General features: G+C 65.9%; 15 protein-coding genes. 7 read left to right on the top strand and 8 right to left on the bottom strand.

What is annotated here, in order from left to right; translation table 11 throughout:
* Positions 1 to 119: 119 nt before the first annotated feature.
* Positions 120 to 1,874: an acetolactate synthase 3 large subunit gene (locus tag G0A00_RS09990; protein ID WP_066099503.1), complete on the top strand. Its 1,755-nt coding sequence runs from the start codon at positions 120 to 122 to the stop codon at positions 1,872 to 1,874.
* A 265-nt stretch (positions 1,875 to 2,139) separates the two neighbouring features.
* Here G0A00_RS09990 and G0A00_RS09985 read toward each other — a convergent pair whose 3' ends face one another.
* Complete coding sequence (locus G0A00_RS09985; RefSeq protein ID WP_164181980.1) at positions 2,140 to 2,577, bottom strand: hypothetical protein; 438 nt, start codon at positions 2,575 to 2,577, stop codon at positions 2,140 to 2,142.
* A 172-nt stretch (positions 2,578 to 2,749) separates the two neighbouring features.
* Between G0A00_RS09985 and ilvN the strand changes: the two genes are divergently transcribed.
* Positions 2,750 to 3,313, top strand: a complete 564-nt coding sequence (gene ilvN / locus G0A00_RS09980; protein ID WP_164181978.1) for an acetolactate synthase small subunit — start codon at positions 2,750 to 2,752, stop codon at positions 3,311 to 3,313.
* Between the two features lie 94 nt (positions 3,314 to 3,407).
* On the opposite strand, the gene G0A00_RS09975 is transcribed toward ilvN, so the two are convergent.
* The gene (locus tag G0A00_RS09975) at positions 3,408 to 3,761 is read right to left on the bottom strand and encodes a hypothetical protein (protein WP_164181976.1); all 354 of its coding nucleotides are present in this window, start codon (positions 3,759 to 3,761) and stop codon (positions 3,408 to 3,410) included.
* Positions 3,762 to 3,988: 227 nt separating this feature from the next.
* Here G0A00_RS09975 and G0A00_RS09970 point away from each other — a divergent pair, with 227 nt between their 5' ends.
* Complete coding sequence (locus G0A00_RS09970; protein ID WP_164181974.1) at positions 3,989 to 4,807, top strand: helix-turn-helix domain-containing protein; 819 nt, start codon at positions 3,989 to 3,991, stop codon at positions 4,805 to 4,807.
* A gap of 61 nt (positions 4,808 to 4,868) precedes the next feature.
* On the opposite strand, the gene G0A00_RS09965 is transcribed toward G0A00_RS09970, so the two are convergent.
* From G0A00_RS09965 to G0A00_RS09955, 3 genes are all read right to left on the bottom strand, one after another.
* Positions 4,869 to 5,711 (bottom strand): DUF2189 domain-containing protein, encoded by an 843-nt coding sequence (locus G0A00_RS09965; RefSeq protein WP_164181972.1) that lies wholly within the window; start codon positions 5,709 to 5,711, stop codon positions 4,869 to 4,871.
* An 89-nt stretch (positions 5,712 to 5,800) separates the two neighbouring features.
* Positions 5,801 to 6,922: a peptide chain release factor 2 gene (prfB, locus tag G0A00_RS09960; protein WP_164181970.1), complete on the bottom strand. Its 1,122-nt coding sequence runs from the start codon at positions 6,920 to 6,922 to the stop codon at positions 5,801 to 5,803.
* A gap of 146 nt (positions 6,923 to 7,068) precedes the next feature.
* A complete protein-coding gene (locus G0A00_RS09955) occupies positions 7,069 to 7,608 on the bottom strand; it encodes a hypothetical protein (protein ID WP_235953066.1) in 540 nt (179 codons plus the stop codon).
* Positions 7,609 to 7,692: 84 nt separating this feature from the next.
* Here G0A00_RS09955 and moaA point away from each other — a divergent pair, with 84 nt between their 5' ends.
* The gene (gene moaA, locus G0A00_RS09950) at positions 7,693 to 8,697 is read left to right on the top strand and encodes a GTP 3',8-cyclase MoaA (RefSeq protein WP_164181968.1); all 1,005 of its coding nucleotides are present in this window, start codon (positions 7,693 to 7,695) and stop codon (positions 8,695 to 8,697) included.
* Between the two features lie 216 nt (positions 8,698 to 8,913).
* On the opposite strand, the gene G0A00_RS09945 is transcribed toward moaA, so the two are convergent.
* The 3 genes from G0A00_RS09945 to G0A00_RS09935 form a co-directional block, all read right to left on the bottom strand.
* A complete protein-coding gene (locus tag G0A00_RS09945) occupies positions 8,914 to 11,127 on the bottom strand; it encodes an OmpA family protein (RefSeq protein WP_164181966.1) in 2,214 nt (737 codons plus the stop codon).
* A gap of 112 nt (positions 11,128 to 11,239) precedes the next feature.
* Positions 11,240 to 12,496 carry a VWA domain-containing protein gene (locus G0A00_RS09940; RefSeq protein WP_164181964.1) on the bottom strand — a complete coding sequence of 419 codons (1,257 nt, stop codon included), beginning with the start codon at positions 12,494 to 12,496 and terminating at the stop codon, positions 11,240 to 11,242.
* A gap of 77 nt (positions 12,497 to 12,573) precedes the next feature.
* Positions 12,574 to 13,500 (bottom strand): MoxR family ATPase, encoded by a 927-nt coding sequence (locus G0A00_RS09935; protein WP_235953065.1) that lies wholly within the window; start codon positions 13,498 to 13,500, stop codon positions 12,574 to 12,576.
* Between the two features lie 203 nt (positions 13,501 to 13,703).
* On the opposite strand from G0A00_RS09935, the gene G0A00_RS09930 reads away from it, so the two are divergent.
* From G0A00_RS09930 to G0A00_RS09920, 3 genes are read left to right on the top strand one after another with little or no spacing between them, the layout of a single operon-like run.
* Positions 13,704 to 14,732 carry a glycosyltransferase family 2 protein gene (locus G0A00_RS09930; protein ID WP_164182018.1) on the top strand — a complete coding sequence of 343 codons (1,029 nt, stop codon included), beginning with the start codon at positions 13,704 to 13,706 and terminating at the stop codon, positions 14,730 to 14,732.
* Positions 14,729 to 15,367: a sulfotransferase family protein gene (locus G0A00_RS09925; protein WP_164181962.1), complete on the top strand. Its 639-nt coding sequence runs from the start codon at positions 14,729 to 14,731 to the stop codon at positions 15,365 to 15,367. The genes G0A00_RS09930 and G0A00_RS09925 overlap by 4 nt, the downstream gene beginning before the upstream one ends.
* On the top strand, positions 15,364 to 17,694 hold the full coding sequence (locus G0A00_RS09920) for a glycosyltransferase family 2 protein (RefSeq protein WP_164181960.1): 2,331 nt from the start codon (positions 15,364 to 15,366) through the stop codon (positions 17,692 to 17,694). Before G0A00_RS09925 ends, G0A00_RS09920 begins: the two co-directional genes overlap by 4 nt.

Raw genomic sequence — 17,694 nt, 5'->3', positions numbered from 1 at the left:
ACATGGCGCATGGGCCGGTAATCGGAACCATAATGGACCCCCATGCGCCCCCGACATCCTCGGGGGCTTTTTTGTGCGCGACAGAAATTAAGTGAATGACGTCTGGAACGGAGACCGCGATGACACGTCAGATGACCGGAGCGAAGATGGTGGTTCAGGCCCTGAAGGATCAGGGTGTGGACACGGTATTCGGCTATCCCGGTGGCGCGGTGCTACCGATTTATGACGAGATCTTTCAGCAAAACGACATCCGCCACATCCTCGTGCGGCATGAGCAGGGCGCGATCCACGCTGCCGAAGGCTATGCCCGCTCGACCGGCAAGCCGGGTGTGGCGCTGGTGACCTCCGGCCCCGGCGCGACCAACGCCGTGACCGGCCTGACCGATGCGCTGCTGGACTCGATCCCGATCATCGTCCTTTCGGGTCAGGTGCCGACCTTCATGATTGGCTCGGACGCCTTTCAGGAGGCCGATACCGTCGGCATCACCCGCCCCTGCACCAAGCACAACTGGCTGGTCAAAGAGACCGACAAACTGTCGGCCACCATCCATCAGGGCTTTCACGTGGCGACCTCGGGCCGCCCCGGCCCGGTACTGATCGACATTCCCAAGGATGTGCAGTTCGCCACCGGCACCTATACCGCCAAGCCGCAGGCACCGGTCGGCCACTACCAGCCGCAGGTGAAGGGCGATATCGAGACGATCACCCAACTGGTCGAAGCCATTGAGAACGCCGAGAAACCGGTGTTCTACACCGGCGGCGGCGTGATCAACTCGGGCCCTGCCGCGAGCCAACTGCTGCGCGAACTGGTCGAGGCCACCGGCTTTCCGATCACCTCGACGCTGATGGGTCTTGGCGCCTACCCGGCGTCGGGCAAGGCGTGGCTGGGGATGCTCGGCATGCATGGTCTTTACGAGGCCAACCTCGCGATGCACGGCTGCGATCTGATGATCAACATCGGCGCGCGCTTCGACGACCGGATCACCGGGCGGCTCGATGCCTTCTCGCCGCGCTCGAAAAAGGCGCATATCGACATTGATCCCTCGTCGATCAACAAGGTGATCAAGGCCGATATCCCGATCGTCGGCGACGTGGGCCATGTGCTCGAGGACGTGCTGAAGATCTGGAAGGCGCGCGGCCGCAAGGTGAACCGCGAGGCCATCGCCAAATGGTGGCGTCAGATCGAAGAGTGGAAGAAGGTCGAATGCCTGACCTACAAGAACTCCGAGACCACGATCAAACCGCAGTACGCGCTGCAGCGGCTCGAGGCGCTGACCAAGAGCCATGACCGCTATATCGCCACCGAAGTGGGCCAGCACCAGATGTGGGCCGCGCAGTTCCTCGGCTTCGAGGATCCCAACCGCTGGATGACCTCGGGCGGCCTTGGCACCATGGGCTACGGCTTCCCCGCCTCGATCGGCGTGCAGGTTGCCCACCCCGATGCGCTGGTGATCAACGTGGCGGGCGAGGCGTCTTGGCTGATGAACATGCAGGAGATGGGCACCGCGGTGCAGTTCAACCTGCCGGTGAAGCAGTTCATCCTCAACAACGAGCGGCTCGGCATGGTGCGCCAGTGGCAGCAGCTGCTGCACGGCGAGCGTTATTCGCAAAGCTGGTCCGAGGCACTGCCCGATTTCGTCAAGCTCGCCGAGGCGTTCGGGGCCAAGGGCATCATCTGCAAGGATCCCGCCGATCTCGACGACGCGATCATGGAGATGATCAACTACGACGGGCCGGTGATCTTCGACTGCCTCGTCGAGAAGCACGAGAACTGCTTCCCGATGATCCCGTCGGGCGAGCCGCATAACAAGATGCTGCTGGGCGACGCACAGGCGACCAACGCCATCGCCGGCAAGGGCGCGGTGCTGGTCTGAGCCATCAGCGGACGGGGCTGCCCCGTCCGCCCCCACCCCACGCATGTTCCGCAGCGCCGGTCAGAGGAGGAAGCCGGATGATCTTTGCCGCCATCACTTCGGCCAGCCACCCGGCCCGCCAATGCGACGCACCCCATGCGCGCGCCCTGCCGCTGCGGGCAAAAAAAACGCGGCGCCCCCACTCCGGACGCCGCTTACTTGGTACTGAAATAACTGCTGAAAATTCTGCTGAAATACCGGATGAAAAGTCTTTGGTGAAAACCGGTTACAGAATGATGTCGAGCAGCCCGTCGTCGCAATCGTCGGCGTATTCCTCGCCGCCATGCTCGTCAGAGCCGCTTTCGACATTGCCGGTGAGCAGCGCAAAGAGGTTGATGTCCTCACCGACGTCGGCAGAGGCAATGGCCGTCAGGTCGATGGCGTCGCCCACATCCACATCGGCGATGGCATCCACATCCAGCCCGTCCTCGTCGAGATCGGCACTGGCAAAGGCATCCACGTCGATGCCGTCCTCGCCGCCCACGTTGACCCCGGCCAGCACATCCGTGTCGAGCCCGTCTTCGTCGAGGTCCACATCGGCAATCGCCCCGATATCGATCCCGTCATCGCCGCCGATATTCACGTCGGCCAGCAGATCCACATGCAGGCCACCGTCATGCTGGTCTTCGTCCTTCGAGCCGAAGCCCCTGAAAATTCCGAACATCAATAACTCCTCCTGTTGCATGCGCCTTGCGACGCACAGCAGGAGTCACGAAAAAGAGAGCGAAACGGTTTCCAAAAATTTAGGCAACATTGTGTCAACAAGCGGTCAACAATCCGCCACAATTGCCCAGATGCCCGTCCCGCTTCCTGCGTTGCAATAAGGAGCTGCAATAATGTCGCCGCTACAGATCAAGAAAGGTTCGTCCAAACATTCGGCCTATAACCTCCGGCCGACATTCTCGGACGTGCAGGAAACCCATACGATTACCGTTCTGGTGGAAAACGAGCCGGGCGTTCTGGCGCGGGTTATCGGGCTCTTTTCCGGGCGCGGCTATAACATCGACAGCCTGACCGTGGCCGAGGTGGATCACGAGGGGCATCTGTCGCGGATCACCATCGTCACCACCGGCACGCCGCAGGTGATCGAGCAGATCAAGGCACAGCTTGGCCGCATCGTTTCGGTGCGCGACGTGCACGACCTGACCGCCGAAGGCAGCTCGGTCGAGCGGGAACTGGCGCTGCTGAAGGTCGTGGGCGCCGGTGACAAGCGGGTCGAGGCGCTGCGCCTTGCGGACATCTTCCGCGCCAATGTGGTGGACAGCACGCTCGAGAGCTTTGTCTTCCAACTCACCGGCACGCCTGACAAGATCGACGCCTTTGCCGACCTGATGCGCCCGCTGGGCCTCGTTCAGGTGGCGCGCACCGGCGTCGCGGCCCTGTCGCGCGGACACGGCTAAGCGCAAGACGCGCAACACATTGGGTACAAATGCGAAAGGGTCCGCTTAGCGGACCCTTTCTTTGTTCCAAGGACGCGACGTTCCGGAGTGGTAGCTAGGCAACAAAAGCCTTTTCACGTCGGCGTGCCCCCGGAAAGGCGATCACCCGCTCCCCAGCCGGACGATCGACCATGCTCGGCGTTGCGGGAGACTCCGCAGCGCGCAAACTCTGAGCAAGACCGAAGTAGGATTGCGACTCGAGACGTTCGGGTTTGCTCGCAAGCCGCAGGCTTTCGCCCTCGGTGACCTCGAATTGAATGAGGTCGCCGACATCCAGTTCCGCGCCGTCGTGAATGCTCGGATTTGTATCGTGCCAATAGGCCAGATCACCATGGTCTTCACACCAGATGACTGCCTTCTGATCGGTTTGATCGGCCCAAAGTACAACACCATACATTTTTCGTGACATGGACACCCCCCACCGTCTCTCCACTTAACACTGACGCACTCAAGCACCTGGGCACATGGCGCGAAACGTGACGCACGCTTGCTTTTTGTGACAGAATGGGCGACGCTTGGTGCGCAATGGCATCAATGCTGACGCTATAGCGCGACAGGTAATCGGTTCAAAGGGAGAAATTGCCCATGGATGGCGTTGTCCTTGAAGGAACTGTCTCTAAGAAGAAAGAAAGCGGCATGGCAAACCGTCCCGGAGACAGACAGTCACAACCCAGCCCCGCAGAATTGCGCAGCGTGTTTGGCGCGAATCTCCGAAGGCTCGGGAAACACGCCCCCTCCATTTCTGCCCTGTGCCGAGACCTCGGAATCAATCGCACGCAGTTCAATCGCTATCTTGCGGGGGAATCCTTCCCCCGTCCGGACGTGCTGCACCGCATCTGTACCTTTTTCGAGGTGGATGCCCGTATCCTTCTCGAACCGGTCGATGAAATCCGGCAAGAGCCGCGCGATCTGCTGAGCCACCCGTTCATCGCCGATTACGTCGGTGCCGGAATGAAGGGGCTGGTCGAGGATGATTTCCCCTCTGGCTTCTACCGCTTCTCGCGCGCGGCTTTTTCCGAAGAAGAGCGTTTCGTCGTCGGCGTCGTGCATATTTCGCGTCAGGGTGGCTATACCTTCCTGCGCGGCTTCGAGCCGAAAGAAGCGCTGGCCATGTATGATCTGCCCACCGATGCCGCCTCGCGCGAGTATCGCGGACTGGTCATGCCGCAGGCCGAGGGGATCGCCGCGCTGGTCAGTCGCCGCGACGCGGTGACCACCTCGTTCAACTACCTTTCGCGCGCCGCCGCGCTCGCCAACCATTTCTGGGTTGGCTACACCGTGCGCACCACCCCCGAGAACCCCTCGGGCAGGCGTGCGGCGCGGCTGGTCTACGAATATCTCGGCCACGACACGCATAAGGTGCTCGCCGCGGCGCGCGGCAGCGGCTACCGGACGATGAAAGAGCTTGTGCCCTTCCACCGCCAGCAACTCCGCGTCAACGAGCCGTTCCGCTGACCACAAGCGGGGTGCCGTCAGACCCGGCGCCCCGCCCAGCACTCCCCTCATCCGGCATCCATCACGTGCCGTCGACCCTCAGCAGATCGTATAGGTGCCATGTCGCATGTCCCAGCACGGGCAAGGCGACGAAGAGCCCCAGAAACGCCGGCAGCATCGCCACGAAGGTCACCAGCGCCAGCAGCACGCCCCAGCCGAACATCGGCAGCGGGTGGGCGGCAACATATTGAAACGACGCGATCATCGCGGTGACGAAATCCACGTCCCGATCCAAAAGCAGCGGCAGCGCCAGCACGGTGATCATGTAAAGCAGCGTGGCAAATCCCGCCCCCACAACCGAGCCCACCGCCAGCATGGTCAGCCCGTTTGGCGTGAGGAACACCTCAAGGCTCGACGAGACATTGGTCATCGGCGCAAGCCCGAGGAACAGCGCAAAGATCATGTGGCCGAGGAAGAACCAGAACAGAAAGACGATGACGATCACCGCGCAGAGCGAGGGCAATTGCCGTTTGGACTGCCGCAGGATGACGCTGAAGATCTGCATCCAGTCCAACGGCTGGCCGCGTTCGAGGCGGCGCGAGACCTCATAAAAGCCCACCGCCGCAAAGGGGCTGATCAGCGGAAAGCCGATCGCCGCCAGAACCAGCCAATAGCTGGTGCCGGTCGCCATGGTCAGCCATGCCAGAAACAGACCCGCCAGCACGTAGACGCCGGCAAAGACCAGCGCAAAGCCGGGCGCGAAGACCAGATCGGACCAGCCCTGCCGCAGCGCCTTGCGCAATGTCTTGACCGTGACGTCGGAAAACTCGGGCACCCCGTGCAACGGGGCCTCGGCATGATCATCCGGTCCGAAGCGTCGTCCGTCTCTGTCCTCGCCAGTGCTCTCCGACCCGATACGCTCCATTCGCCTTCCCCTCCGATCCCCTCTTGCAGGAGATTTAAGCCGGGAGGGACCGCGTTAGGCAAGCATCCTGTCGGGCAGGCGTGGAAGGATCAGTCGTCGCGGGCGTCGGCGCGGGACTTGCCCGAGACCTGCTGCGCCAGCGTCGCGCCCATGAACGGGTCGAGATCACCGTCGAGCACACCTTGCGTGTCCGAGGTCTCGTGGCTGGTGCGCAGGTCCTTCACCATCTGGTAGGGCTGAAGCACGTACGACCGGATCTGGTTGCCCCAGCCCGCCGAGCCCTTGTTCTCGTGGGCCTCGTTGATCGCCGCGTTCCGCTTGTCGAGCTCCATCTGATAGAGCCGCGATTTCAGGGCCTTCATGGCGATATCGCGGTTCTGGTGCTGCGACTTTTCCGACGAGGTCACGACGATGCCCGTGGGGTGGTGGGTGATCCGCACCGCGGAGTCGGTGGTGTTCACGTGCTGGCCGCCCGCCCCGGACGAGCGGTAGGTGTCGACGCGGATGTCGGCGGGGTTCACCTCGATCTCGATATTGTCGTCGACCACCGGGTAGACCCAGACCGAGGCAAAGGAGGTCTCGCGCGTGCCCTTGCCGAAGGGCGAGATGCGCACCAGACGGTGCACGCCGCTTTCGGACTTCAGCCAGCCATAGGCGTTGGGGCCAGAGATCTTATAGGCGCAGGATTTGATGCCCGCCTCGGCACCCGCTTCTTCCGACTGAAGCTCGACCTCATAGCCGCGCTTTTCGGCCCAGCGGACGTACATCCGCTGCAGCATGGCGGCCCAGTCACAGGCCTCGGTGCCACCGGCACCGGCGTTGATCTCGAGGAACGTGTCATTGCCGTCGGCCTCGCCGTCGAGCAGCGCCTCAAGCTCTTTCTGACCCGCCGTCTCGGCCAGCGCCTTGAGCGAGGTCTCGGCCTCGGCGACGACCTCGTCGTCCTCTTCCATCTCGCCCAGTTCGATCAGTTCGATCTGATCTGCCAGTTCCTGCTTGATCGACTTGTAGGTGTCGATGGCATCCACCAGCTGCTGACGCTCGCGCATCAGCTTCTGCGCCGCGGTGGGATCGTCCCAGAGGTTCGGGTCTTCGACCCGCGCGTTGAACTCCTCGAGCCGGAACTCCGCGGTCTCCCAGTCAAGGCGCTGCTCCAGCAGGTCGACCGACTTCTTGATTTTCTCGACGGTGTTCTGGATCTCGGCGCGCATGCGGGTCTTCCTGGGAAAAGGGCGGTTTTGGTCTGGCGTTTGTTCCGGGGGACATAAACCAGCGCCGGTCGCCCTTCAAGCGCAGAGCGCGCGCAGGGGATCGGGGGCCACCCGCCCCCGCCGCGCCAGGACGCGTTGGGCCGCGCTCAGCTTGCCGCGCCGCCCGCGTAGACCGTGATGGTCGGCAGATCGGTCAGCGGCGCGCCGATGAGGCGCATGGCCGCCAGCGAGATCCGGCTGCCGCCCGAGGCTGGGCCCTCGATGGGCCGAAGCTCGACCTGTGCCGACTTGCCGGTGCCGGGATAGACCACCCTGCCCTTGGTCACACTCGAGACCAGCGGCGTTTCGAGCCAGAAGCCCGGCTCGGCGGGATCGCCCAGCGAGGCCACCGTGCTGCCAAGCTGACGTTCGGAACTACTCGGCGCGGCGGCGGCGGCGGCGCGTTCCTCGACGCTGGTGGTGTCGAACTCTTCCTCGGTGCGCGCGCTGGCGGGCGGGCGCGCCGTGGTCACCGAGGTCTGGGTCGGGGCCTGCGCCTCGGGCGTGGGGCTGGTAGGGCTCTGCGCGCCCTGTTGCGCGCAGGCACCAAGCGCGACAAGCGCCGCGCCTAAAACGAGTTTCTGCGCCAACGCCAGCTTGGGCGCGCGGCTGCGGATCGGGGCGTGTGTCGCAACGTTCACTGTCATGTGTGGAAGATTAGGGCGCACCCCCCGGTCTGACAATCGCGCAGCGGCTTGTCCCGGCAGGGTTTCGCGCATACATTCCGGCCCATGACCCCGCTTGTCGATCCATTCCTCCGCCCGATCTCTTACCTGCGCGTCTCGGTGACGGACCGCTGCGATTTCCGCTGCGTCTATTGCATGTCCGAGAACATGAGCTTCCTGCCCAAGAAGGAGCTTCTGACGCTCGAAGAGCTCGACCGCCTGTGCTCGACCTTCGTCGGCCTTGGCGTCGAGAAACTGCGCATCACCGGTGGTGAGCCTCTGGTCCGGCGCGACATCATGACTTTCTTTGGCGCGATGACCCGGCATCTCGACTCCGGGGCGCTGAAGGAATTGACCCTGACTACCAACGGCTCGCAACTCGAACGCTTTGCGCAGCCGCTGTGGGACGCGGGCGTGCGCCGGGTGAACATCTCGCTCGACACGCTGGACGAACAGAAATTCGCCGACATCACCCGCTGGGGCCGCCTGCCGCAAGTGCTGCGCGGCATCGACGCGGCGCAGGCAGTGGGCATGCGGGTGAAGCTGAACGCCGTGGCGCTGAAGGGCTTCAACGAGGACGAGCTGTACTCGATGACCGAATGGTGCGCCGAGCGCGGCATCGATCTGACGTGGATCGAGGTCATGCCCATGGGCGACATCGGCAATGAGGACCGGCTGGGGCAGTATTGGAAGCTGTCGGATGTGCGCGCCAAGCTTGCCGAGCAGTATACGCTCACCGATCTGCCCGAAAGCACCGGCGGCCCGGCCCGCTACGTGCGTCTGGAAGAGACCGGCCAGAAGATCGGCTTCATCACCCCGCTGACGCACAATTTCTGCGAAAGCTGCAACCGCGTGCGGCTGACCTGCACCGGCGAGCTTTATATGTGCCTCGGTCAAGAGGACAACGCCGATCTGCGCGCGCCGCTGCGCAACCATCCGGGCAGCGACGCGCCGCTCGCAGAGGCGATCCGCGCCGCCATCGCGCGCAAGCCCAAGGGCCATGATTTCGACTATTCGCGCCAGTCGGTGGACGGGCGCGTGTCGCGGCACATGAGCCATACCGGCGGCTGAACCGCGTGACGCTCTGGACCTGAGAGGGCTGGACTGAGGGGGCGCTGCCCCCTCGCCGCTGCGCGGCTCACCCCCGGCGTATTTTCAAAGAGAAGAAGATAAAGCGGCGACGTTGGAGCAACGGCGTTAAAGCATCTCTGGCCAGCGCTTCGTCGCATTGAAAACGCCCGCCACGGGGAACCGGGCGGGCGCTTTGTTGGTGTGCTCGGTCGGGCGTCAGTCGCCCTGCAGCAGCGTCGTGATCCGGCGCACGGCGGCGCGGCGGTTCTCACGCTCGTCGCCCTGGCTTTGCACCGCAAGATCGCTCTCGCCGTAGCCCTGCAGGACCATGTTCGACGGCGGCACGTCGAAATATTCGGTCAGCGCAAGCGCAACGGATTCCGCGCGGCGGTCCGACAGCGCAAGGTTGTAGCTGGCCGAGCCGGTGGCGTCGGTGTGGCCCTCGATCAGGAAGACCTCCGACGGGTTCTGCTCGATCATCCGCTTCATCGCATTGCCAAGCGCCGCCAGTTCCTCGGCCTCACCGGGGCGGATCGCCGCGGAGTTGGTCGGGAAGGTCACCGTGTCCACCGAGATCTCGGGCACCAGATGGCGCACGCGGTCGATGTTGCGGATCTGGTTCAGCGAGAAGGCGCGGTTCACGCCCTCGGCTTCCTGAGCGGCCAGCGCAGCAGCGAGGTCCTCGCCCTGCAGGTCGCGGAAGTTGAGACGCTGGGTGCGCGCCTGCGGCAGCTCGCTCACGACCACGTCCTGCGCCTGCTGCGTGTCGTCAAAGAGCATGACCTGCTGACCATCGGGAAGGATGCGCGCACGGCGCAGCACCCGGCCATCGGCGGCCTTGATCGTCTCGACCATGGTGCCATCGTCATAGGCCACGACGGTGCGGGTCGAGCCGTCGTCATAGCGGTAAGTCTTCACGTCAGAGCCGGGCTGACGCAGCAGCACGTCGTCGTTGCGCAGCACGCGGTACTGGCCGTTCTCCTCGACCACGACGCGGTCGCCGGTGTTCTGCACCACCTGCGCGTCATCGCCGATCATCTGGCTTAGCGCGAAGGTGCCGAGACCGAGCAGGGCAGCTTTTTCGAAGTTGCTGAGGCCGTCTTCGTCGTCGTCATCGTCTTTCTCGGCGCGCTCTTCCCGCTTTTGCGTGTCCGCCTCTTGGCGCGACTGCAGGTCGGTGGCGAAATCCTCGTCCGAGCTGCGCACGTCGGCGTCGGTCAGCGTCTCTTCGGTCAGCTCCGCCTCGCTGCTGTCGGAGTCGCTCGCGGCGGCAGCGGCCACTTTGGCCTCCTGCTTGTCCTGACGGGCCACCGCTTCGGCCTGCGCCTCGGCGCTCTGCTGCTTCGGCGCCTCCTGCTCGGGCGCGGGCTGCTCGCCCGTTTGCTCTGCGGCGGTCTGCTCCGGTGCGGTCTGCTCCGGTGCGACCTGCTGGCTGTCGGCGGCGCGCGGCGCGTCCTGCGCCTCGGGGTCTTTGCCGCCGAGCTCATTGGCCAGATCCTCGGCCTTCACGTCGCCGCCGGATTTGGTCTCAGCTGTGGGCGCGGCTGTGGTCTCAGCTTGCGCATCAGCCTTCGGCGCCGGTGCGGCCTCCGCCGCAGTAGGCGCCTCGGTGGGCGCCTCGGTGGTCTGCTGCGCCTTCGGCTTTTTGTCTGCCTCCGCCTCGACCGTGCCGTCCTGCTGCGCTTCGAGCTTTTTGGCGAGATCGTCCGACGCCACATCGCCATCCGCCGGTGCCGTCTGCTCGGTTGCAGCGGCTGCGCCGGCGGCGGGCGCCTTTGCCGCGCTTTCGGCCTTGGGCGCCTGCGTCTTGGCTTCTGCGTCCTGCTGAGCCTTCTGTTCTTTGGGCTGGCTGTCGGCGGTCTGCGCATCCTGCGTCTGCTCAGGTGCCGGCTCAGGGGCCTGCTTGGTCGCCTGCTTGCTCGCCTGCGTCTCGGCGTCGAGCTTGGACTCTGCGGCGGCGGCGGTGCTGGCCTCCCCCTCGGCGATGCCCGGCTCGCTGGCCTTCTGCGCCTGCTTTGCCTTCTTGCCCTGAGCCGCGTCTGCCTCTGCGGAGGCCTCGGCCTTTGCCTTCGGCGCGTCCTCAGCGGGCTCTTCTGCGGTCTGTGTTGCGGCGGGCTCGGCGGGCTGCTCTTTGCCCTTCGCCTGCTTGCCGCCAGCGTCCTTGGCAGTCTCGGCAGCAGCGTCGGCCTCGGCCTTCTTGGCCTTGCCCGGCTTTTCGTCACCTTTGCCCTGCTTGGCCTTGGCCTGATCACCCTTGGCCTGATCACCCTTGGCCTGCTCACCCTTCTGCTGCGCGTTTTCGGGCGCACAGGCGGGGGCGTCGGGCGTCTTGGCGCAATCCGCGCCGTCGTTGCTCTGCGCAGCGGCAGGCATCGCGAGGCTGGCTGCCAGCGCGAGCATGGTCGTCGATTTGAGAAGACCCTTGGTCATCTTGTCGTCCTTTCTCCTCTCCGCTTTCGCGGCATGAGGGGGCAACGTTGGGGACGAACAAAGGTTCACTCAAAACGTCTAAAAAATAATCATCTTTTGGATGGAACTTTTCTTACTCCTGCAGCAAGGCCATCAGTCGCGCCTTCTCGCCGCTGTCGCCGGTGCTGGAGATCACCTCTCCGAGCGCCTCCAGCGAGGCGATGGAATGGCCCGCGCGAAAGCTGTCCACATGCGGCAGCATGGCGCGAATGCCCGCCGCCTTGGGGGCGAACCCATCCCAGCGCAGCAGCGGGTTGAGCCAGATCAGCCGCCGCGCCGAAAGATGCAGGCGCTGCATTTCCCGCCCGAGCAGCCCCGCGTCATCCCGGTCGAGCCCGTCGGTGATCAGCAGCACCACCGCGCCCTGCCCCAGAACGCGGCGGCTCCAGTCGCGGTTGAACGCGTGCAGGCAGCCGCCGATCCGCGTGCCGCCCTCCCAGTCCTGCGCCTCGGCCCCCGCCGCGCGCAGCGCCGCATCCACGTCGCGCGTGGCCAGATGGCGGGTGATATTGGTGAGCCGCGTGCCAAAGGTGAAGGCATGCACCCGCGCCCAGCCCGCGCCCTTGCGGTTGGCCACCGCATGCAGGAAATGCAGCACCATCCGCGAGTATTGGCTCATCGAGCCGGAGATATCGCAAAGCACCACGAGGTTCGGCCATTTCTCGCGCGGCTTGAGATAGGCGAGCTCGCGCAGCTCTCCGCCCTGCCGCAGGGCCGCGCGCAGGCTGCGCCGCCCGTCGATCCGCCGCCCGCGCAGCGAGGCAATGCCGCGGCGCGAGGGCAAGGGTTTCACCGGCAGGGTCAGCCGGGCCAGCATGCGCTTGGCCTCGGCGATCTCTTCGGTGGACATCTGTTCGAAATCGAGGCTCTTGAGCCGTTCCTCACGCGAGACGGTGAAAGAGGCGTCGACCTCGATCTTCGTCGCCTCCTCTTCCGGCGGCTCCTCGGGCAGATCGGGCAGCGCATCGCCCAGCAGCGCCTGCGCGGCGCGCTTCTCGGCGGACTGCGCGCGCTTTTCCTCCTGCACGCCGCGCACCGCCGGCAGCATCATCGACATCATGTGCTCGAGATAGCGCGGGTCGCGCCAGTAGAGGCGGAACACCTGCGCGAAGACCAGCCGCTGCTCGGGGCGCGAGACGAAACAGGCGTGCAGCGTCCAGTAGAAATCCATCCGGTCGGTGAACCCCGCCGCCTCCACCGCGCGCACCGCATCGACCACGCGGCCCGGCCCCACCGGCAACCCGGCGCGGCGCAGCGCGCGGGCGAAATGCAGGATGTTCTGCGCGAGGCGCGGGTGCTCGGGGAGCGTGAGGGGGATTTGCTCGGCCATCTAGTGCGCACACCAGATGCAAACACTTCGGGGGCTCTGCCCCCGGACCCCCGGGATATTTCTGCCAAGAGGAAGCGTCATGCGGTTGCGAGGGTGGATTTGGCTTCGTCGAGCAGGCGTTTGGCTTCGGAGCCTTGGATTTTCATAATGTCGTCCTGATACTTCAGGATCGCGCCGAGCGTGTCCGAGATCACCTCGGGCGAGAGATCGATCACATCGAGCGCCAGTAGGCATTTCGCCCAGTCGATGGTTTCCGCCACGCCCGGCTTTTTGAACAGGTCCTCGGTGCGCAACGCCTGCACGAAGGCCACGATCTGCCGCGACAGCGCCTCGGCCACCTCCGGCGCGCGGGCGTGCAAGATCTCAAGCTCGCGGGCGAAATCGGGGTAGTCGACCCAGTGATAAAGGCAGCGCCGCTTCAGCGCGTCATGCACCTCGCGGGTGCGGTTGGAGGTGAGGATCACCACCGGCGGCTCGGGCGCGGTGATCGTGCCAAGCTCGGGGATGGTGACCTGAAAATCGCTCAGCGCCTCGAGCAGAAACGCCTCGAAGGGCTCGTCGGTGCGGTCGAGCTCGTCGATCAGCAGGATCGGCGCGCCGGTCTCATCCGGGCGCATCGCCTGCAGCAAAGGCCGCTCGATGAGGAAATCCGGGCCGAAGAGATCATGCTGCAGCTGGCCGCGGTCGGCCTCACCCGCCGCTTCGGCGGCACGGATCGCGATCATCTGCGCCGGGAAGTTCCACTCGTAGACCGCCGTCGCCGCATCCAGCCCCTCGTAGCATTGCAGGCGGATCAGCCGCCGCCCGGTGGCAAGGCTCAGCGCCTTGGCGATCTCGGTCTTGCCGACCCCCGCCTCGCCTTCGAGAAACAATGGCCGCCCGAGCCGCAGCGCCAGAAACAGCACCGTGGCCAGCGGGCGCGGGCAGACATAGCCGCTGCGGGCCAGCATGTCCTGCACCGCATCGATCGAGCCGGGCAGACCGGCGCCTTGGTGATCCATCATGTGCCTCCTCCTGCCTCTCTTGCTGCCCGTCCGCGCGCATCCGGTCAAGATCCCAGCGTTACCGACCTTTGGCTCTATCGCCGCCCCGCGTTGACGCAGCCGGGGCAAGATGCGATGGTCAAAGGCAATATCACGGGGGAGAAACCCCCGGATGGGGACGGGCGGCGACGGGCAGCGACATGGCGACACCATCGGCAAGCGGGCTGCGCATCTGCGCGGTCACCTGCGTGAAGAACGAAGGCCCTTTCGTGCTCGAATGGGTGGCCTATCATCGGCTGATCGGCGTCACCGACTTTCTGATCTATTCCAACGATTGCGACGATGGCACCGATGCGCTGCTGGACGCGCTGGCGCCCGCGGGTGTGGTGCATCTGCCGAACCCGGCCGAGGGGCGCAATTACCAGATGGAGGCGCTGAAGGACGCCGCGCGGCAGGATCTGGTCACCGGCGCCGATTGGGTCTGGGTGGCCGATGTGGACGAGTTTCCCAATATCCACGTGGGCGATCACAGCTTTGCCGCGCTGATCGAGGCGTGCGGCAATCCGCAGGCGATCTCGCTCAGCTTTCACTTCTTCGCCAATGATGGCGTCGAGACCTTCGAGGACCGCCCGGTGATCGGCCAGTTCAGCCGCGCGCACAACCCCGACCTCTGGTGCGACCAGAGCGCCATCGAGGTGAAGACGCTGGTCCGCCGCGACTTCCCGCTGCAGTATTTCGGCGCCCATCGCCCCTTTGCCCGCAAGTCCCGCGCGCCCGCAAGCTGGACCGATGGTGCCGGGCGCGCCGTGCCCGGACCGTTCCTCAGCGCCGCGAAACCGCGCCGCATCCGCAAGTTCCCCGCCGCCGGGGCGCGGCGCTTTGCGACGCTCAACCATTACGCGCTGCGCTCGGTCGACAGCTATCTGGTGAAGACCGAGCGCGGCGACGTGAACCGCGAGGGCCGGGTGTTCGACGAGAGCTATTGGCAAGAGCGCAATGATCCGGCGTGGGAAGACCGCTCGATCCAGCGCATGCTTCCGGCGCTCGAGGAAGAGATCGCCGCGCTGCGCGCCCTGCCCGAGGTGGCGCGGCTGCACGACCTGTCGGTGCAGGCGCATCGCGCCAAGGTCGGCATGCTGCGTGCCCGCCCCGAGATCGCCGCCCGCGCCGCGCATCTGGCCGCCCTGCCCGCGCTGCCGCCGGGTGAGGCCGAGTTGATCGCCGAGCTTGGCCTTGCGGAGACGCCGCGATGATCGTCGTGAACCTCGGCCTGCCCAAAAGCGGCACCACAACGCTCGGCGTCGCGCTGGAGCGGGCCGGGCTGCGCGTGGCCGACTACCGGCTGCGGCGCGGCAAATGTCCCGACCCGTCGATCGCCGGCAGCTTTGTGGCGCGGCAGCTCTATGACGGGTACTTCGGCTCAGGCGATCCCTTGCAGCGGCTCGGCGGGCTCGATGCGCTGACCGAGATCAGCGTGCTCAACACGCGGCTCTGCCTCTGGCCGCAGACCGACTTTGGGCTGATCGAGGCGCTGCGCAGCCGCCATCCCGAGCTGAAATTCCTGGCCTCCACGCGCGACCCGCAGGCGATGGCGCATTCCATGCTGCGCTGGTCCGACCTTGGCAGCACCCGCCTGCCGCGCGGCGCGGTGCCCGGCCTGCCCGCGGGCTATGGCGAGACCCGGCTGGAGCGGGCGCAGTGGATCGCCGCGCATCATGCCTTTCTCGCGCGCATCTTCGCGGATGACCCGCGCTTTCTTGCCTATGACATCGACGACCCCAAAGCACCGGCGCGCATCTCGGCGCATCTCGGCGTCGATCTGCCGTGGTGGGGCAAGGCCAACGAGAACCTCTCGGGGCGGCGCGGGACGGCGGCGGAGACGCCATGAGAATTTGCGTTCACATCGGTCCGGAGGCACAGATCGCCGACCGGCTGCAGCGGGTGCTGGACGGCAAGCGCAGGCAGTTGGCCAAGCGCGGCGTGCTCTATTCCCGCAGCCTTGGCGCGCGCAACCACACGCGGCTTTACATGGCGGTGAGCGATCCGCAGGCGGTGGATGCGCTGCGCTGGAGCCGCGGCTGCGCCACCCCTGAGGCGCAGGCCGTGCTGCGCGACGCGGTGGCGGCGGACCTGCGGGCCGAGGTCGAGGCGGCGCAGCCCGATCTGCTCATCCTCGCGGCGCATCAGCTTGGGTCCGCGCTGGTGAGCGCTGCAGAGCTGACACGGTTGCGGGCGCTGCTCACCCCGCTCAGCGAAGACATCACCATTGTCGCGCATGTGGACACGCCCGCGCAGATGCTGGCGCGCAGCTATGCGGCGCAGCTGATGGAGGGGCGCGCGCGCGGGCTGGATCTGGAGCTTGGCCTGCTGGACGCGCCCGACTGGCGACACGCCGCGCTGGCGAGCCGACCGCCGCGCGATCCGCGTGCCGGGGAGTTCCCCGAGGCGCAGGGCGCGCCGCAGTGGCTTGATCTCGCGCGGCTGCAGCGCGAGTGGGAGGCGGTCTTTGGCCCCGGCACCCTGCAGATGCGCAGCGTCGATCCGCAGCAGCTTTACGGCGCGGAGGTCACCGAGGAGATCCGCACGGCCTTCGGCATCGCCGAGACCATCGGGCGGGCAGAGCCAGTAGAGCCGCCCAAGGCCCCCTCTGCCGCATGGCTCAGCCGCTGCCGGAGGATGAACGAGGTGCTGCTGCGCCGCCTTGCCACCGATCCGGGGCTGGTGCTGCAGCGCCCGCTCTGGCGGCGGCTGCTGACCGAGACCAAGGTGATGGGCGCGCCGCTGGACCCGGCCGCGCTGGCGCCGGTGAATACCCGCTTCGCCGCGGATATCGAGGCGCTCTGCGCGCAGCATCCGGGACTGCAACTGGACATTGGCTGCGCCGCCAGCACGGGTGCGCCGTGGCAAGAGGCCGATCCGCTCTTTGGCTTTCGCGCCACGCAATATCTCATGGCCTTCCGCTGGCGCATCGAGCGCGCCTCAAAGGAGGCGCAGGAGGCCCTCCCCGACAGCGCCGCCCCAGAAGCAGCCCCAAAAGCAGCCCAGAACACCGCCCCCAGCCTTCCCCCGCATGTGGCGCAGAAACTGGCGGGTCTGCAGGGCTCGCCATGGTTGCCGCACAACAATCACGGCACGCTGGACGAGACCTCCCCAGCCCCGGATTACACGCCCGCGCCGCGCCCGGCGGAGACGCAGGACCGCCGCGTCATCCTCGGCTGCATGAAGAACGAGGCGCCCTATATCGTCGAATGGATCGCCTATCACCGCGCCATCGGCGTGGATGATTTTCTGATCTACTCCAACGATTGCGAAGATGGCACCGACGCGATCCTGAACCGGCTGCAGGCCATGGGCGTGCTGCAGCACCGTGACAACTCCGCATGGTCCGGAAGCTCGCCGCAGCAGCACGCGCTCGACGCTGCGCAGGACGAGCCGCTGGTGCGCGCTGCCGATTGGCTGCTGCACATCGACGTCGATGAGTTCGTCAACATCCGCACCGGCAACGGCACGCTCGATGATCTCTTTGCCGCCGCGCCCGAGGCCAGCCATTTTGCCCTGACGTGGCGGCTTTTTGGGCATGGCGGGGTGCGGGCGCTGAGCGATGCGCCGGTGATCGCGCAATTCACCGATTGCGCGCCGCGCTACAGCCCCAAGCCGCACACCACATGGGGCTTCAAGACCCTGATGCGCAACGATGGCGCCTATGCCAAGCTCTCGTGCCACCGCCCCAACAAGCTGCGCAAGGGCGCCGAGGAGACGGTGACTTGGGTCAACGGCTCGGGCCGTGATATGACGGCGGAGGTGGCGCGGAACGGCTGGCGCAACTCGCGCAAGTCCATCGGCTACGATCTGGTGCAACTCAACCATTACGCCCTGCGCTCGGCGGAAAGCTATCTGATCAAGCGCCAGCGCGGGCGGGCGCTGCATGTGGACCGGGCGATCGGGCTGAACTACTGGATCCGCATGGACTGGTCGGGGGCGCGCGATCTCACCATCCAGCGCAACCTGCCGCGCCTGCGCGCCGAGATGGACCGGCTTCTGGCCGACCCCGAGCTTGCCCGCCTGCACCGCGCCGGACAGGCGTGGCACCGCGCCAAAGCCACCGAGCTGCGCGCCACGCCCGAATTTGCCGAGCTTTACGATCAGGCGCTGGCGCTGCGCCTCACCCCCGCCGAGCGCGTCGCATGGGCGCTGTCGCTGGACATGGAGAGCTGA

Origin of the sequence: Salipiger sp. PrR002 (genome assembly GCF_010500775.1) — a bacterium.
In the GTDB taxonomy this organism is placed as follows: domain Bacteria; phylum Pseudomonadota; class Alphaproteobacteria; order Rhodobacterales; family Rhodobacteraceae; genus Salipiger.
This window is presented reverse-complemented; position numbering and strand designations above follow the sequence as displayed.

Coding starts and splice junctions, on each gene's coding strand:
- G0A00_RS09970 (WP_164181974.1), top strand. CDS start 3,989: ATGGCAAACCGTCCCGGAGACAGACAGTCACAACCCAGCCCCGCAGAA.
- ilvN (WP_164181978.1), top strand. CDS start 2,750: ATGTCGCCGCTACAGATCAAGAAAGGTTCGTCCAAACATTCGGCCTAT.
- G0A00_RS09975 (WP_164181976.1), bottom strand. CDS start 3,761: ATGTCACGAAAAATGTATGGTGTTGTACTTTGGGCCGATCAAACCGAT.
- G0A00_RS09955 (WP_235953066.1), bottom strand. CDS start 7,608: ATGACAGTGAACGTTGCGACACACGCCCCGATCCGCAGCCGCGCGCCC.
- G0A00_RS09990 (WP_066099503.1), top strand. CDS start 120: ATGACACGTCAGATGACCGGAGCGAAGATGGTGGTTCAGGCCCTGAAG.
- G0A00_RS09940 (WP_164181964.1), bottom strand. CDS start 12,496: ATGGCCGAGCAAATCCCCCTCACGCTCCCCGAGCACCCGCGCCTCGCG.
- G0A00_RS09920 (WP_164181960.1), top strand. CDS start 15,364: ATGAGAATTTGCGTTCACATCGGTCCGGAGGCACAGATCGCCGACCGG.
- prfB (WP_164181970.1), bottom strand. CDS start 6,922: ATGCGCGCCGAGATCCAGAACACCGTCGAGAAAATCAAGAAGTCGGTC.
- G0A00_RS09985 (WP_164181980.1), bottom strand. CDS start 2,577: ATGTTCGGAATTTTCAGGGGCTTCGGCTCGAAGGACGAAGACCAGCAT.
- G0A00_RS09945 (WP_164181966.1), bottom strand. CDS start 11,127: ATGACCAAGGGTCTTCTCAAATCGACGACCATGCTCGCGCTGGCAGCC.
- G0A00_RS09925 (WP_164181962.1), top strand. CDS start 14,729: ATGATCGTCGTGAACCTCGGCCTGCCCAAAAGCGGCACCACAACGCTC.
- G0A00_RS09935 (WP_235953065.1), bottom strand. CDS start 13,500: ATGATGGATCACCAAGGCGCCGGTCTGCCCGGCTCGATCGATGCGGTG.
- G0A00_RS09965 (WP_164181972.1), bottom strand. CDS start 5,711: ATGGAGCGTATCGGGTCGGAGAGCACTGGCGAGGACAGAGACGGACGA.
- moaA (WP_164181968.1), top strand. CDS start 7,693: ATGACCCCGCTTGTCGATCCATTCCTCCGCCCGATCTCTTACCTGCGC.